We start from the raw sequence: 1,870 nt of genomic DNA, 5'->3' as shown, positions 1-1,870 counted from the left end.
CTAAGTTTTAAGCAATGAGTGTCTTAAACTTAAGTAGAGAAGATGAACAACTGATCTCAGTTTGATGAACAAATCATGACATAAATTGGTTAATTTATAGAAATACTGATAAGAACTGATTGAAAATAAAGCAAACTCTCTGTTTTTCTCTTGCCAATCGCGCACTTGTCCTCTATTATTGCGCACATGCCCGGGTGGTGAAATAGGTAGACACAGGGGATTTAAAATCCCCCGCCCTCAAAGCGTGCCGGTTCGAGTCCGGCCCCGGGCACCATTTTCAAATATTGAATTTGGTGCCATAAAGAATCCAGCGTAAGCTGGTTTTTTTATGCCTGATGAAAATAATGCTATGATCAGAATATTAATATTTATATCCGCTCTACTCTTTTTTATACCCTTTGCAAATGCCGAAGATATATTTAACGGTACAATCTTGTTCAAAAATAATGATTGGCACTTTGTACGCTGCTCTATTACTCAAGATGACTATCTAATTGAAGCCCCTCAAGAGATATTTACTCAATTTAAAGAGCTACAGCAGCAACAAAAAAACTATTGGGTCAGCGTATTGGCAGAAGTAAATGAACAGCAGAATGGAAATTTAATTTTAAAAATTGAGAAAATAGACGAAGTTCATTTAGACGAGACATGTCATTTATTAGAAGCTCTCAAAAATTTTGAAAATCGAGAGTAATCACCACTCTCGATTCATCACCAACTCTTCCATTTCCAGATCTAAATATCCTGCATCTTGTACCACCATCATCATTGCCTCAGCAATATAATCAGCAGCACTATCATCAAGCGATGAGTCTAGATCTTCGAACTGTGGCTTCATTTCATTAATTTCATTTACAGTCTGATGAGCATATCGATAGATATCTTGCTCAGCTAAAGCAGGTTTTTGAACTTTTTTAGCAAATTGCTCAATAAGCTGCTTGAGTTCAGCGACCAAAATATCTGGATAATATTCATCATCAAACATTGGGAGAAGTAAGTCTTCAAACATACAAAAGTTTACACAACAGCAAAAACTTGCCGCTTATAACATATTTTCGTAAAAATCACGAGATATTTACCCGACTCACTCATCCACTCTATTTTAATGAGCACTGAGCAAGTCCAATTTTATAACGTCATTATTCAGACTTGCTGCATCGCTTTCCAAACTAAAATTGCTTCATGCATTTCCTTTACATCATGCGCTCTTACAATGGATGCTCCCTGCTGAATACTAAGCAAATGCCCAGTTACACTTCCCACAGCACGTTGATCTGCAGGAGCGCCTTGTAAAGCTTCACCTATGAAACGTTTACGAGAAAGCCCGGATAAAATTGGATAGCCAAGTTCATTAAGTTTCCAAAATTCTTTTAATAGTTTTAAATTTTGCTGGGCATTTTTCGCAAAGCCAAATCCAGGATCAACAATAATATTGTGCTTTTTTACCCCAGCAACCAAAGCCTCATCAATACGCTGTTGCAACTCTTGCATCACATCGAGTGTTACATCAGTGTACTGATCCAACTGATTCATTGTAGTTGGTTCACCGCGCATATGCATAATTACTACCGGTATATCTAACTCTACGGCAGTTTTTAAAGCATTGGGGCGTGTTAAGGCACGGACATCATTCCAGATATGTGCCCCTGCTACTTTTGCTGCGCGAATAACTTCTGGCTGACTTGTATCGATCGACAAAATAACGTTATGGTGAGATAAAGCTTCAACGACAGGTACCACACGGCGCACTTCTTCCTCTACTGCAACTTCTGAAGCACCAGGTCGGGTAGATTCTCCCCCAATATCAATAATAGTCGCGCCTTGCTCAATCATACTAAGTGCATGGTCAACCGCTTGGTCTAATTGGTTA

Annotated in this window: 3 protein-coding genes and 1 tRNA gene; 2 read left to right on the top strand and 2 right to left on the bottom strand. The window is 38.7% G+C overall.

Annotated elements, in window-relative coordinates; translation table 11 throughout:
* Window positions 1-188: 188 nt before the first annotated feature.
* A tRNA-Leu gene (locus VXQ92_RS16435) sits at window positions 189-274 on the top strand.
* Between the two features lie 54 nt (window positions 275-328).
* Entirely contained in the window at window positions 329-694 is a 366-nt protein-coding gene (locus VXQ92_RS16430; protein ID WP_001112519.1) for a hypothetical protein, read from the top strand.
* Here VXQ92_RS16430 and VXQ92_RS16425 read toward each other — a convergent pair whose 3' ends face one another.
* On the bottom strand, window positions 695-1,009 hold the full coding sequence (locus tag VXQ92_RS16425; RefSeq protein WP_000461267.1) for a DUF5713 family protein: 315 nt from the start codon (window positions 1,007-1,009) through the stop codon (window positions 695-697). It abuts the gene before it with no gap.
* A 134-nt stretch (window positions 1,010-1,143) separates the two neighbouring features.
* Window positions 1,144-1,870: dihydropteroate synthase (gene folP, locus VXQ92_RS16420; protein ID WP_416682545.1), on the bottom strand; the 727-nt coding region annotated here is incomplete at its 5' end.

Source organism: Acinetobacter sp. 228, from assembly GCF_048147885.1.
This window is presented reverse-complemented; position numbering and strand designations above follow the sequence as displayed.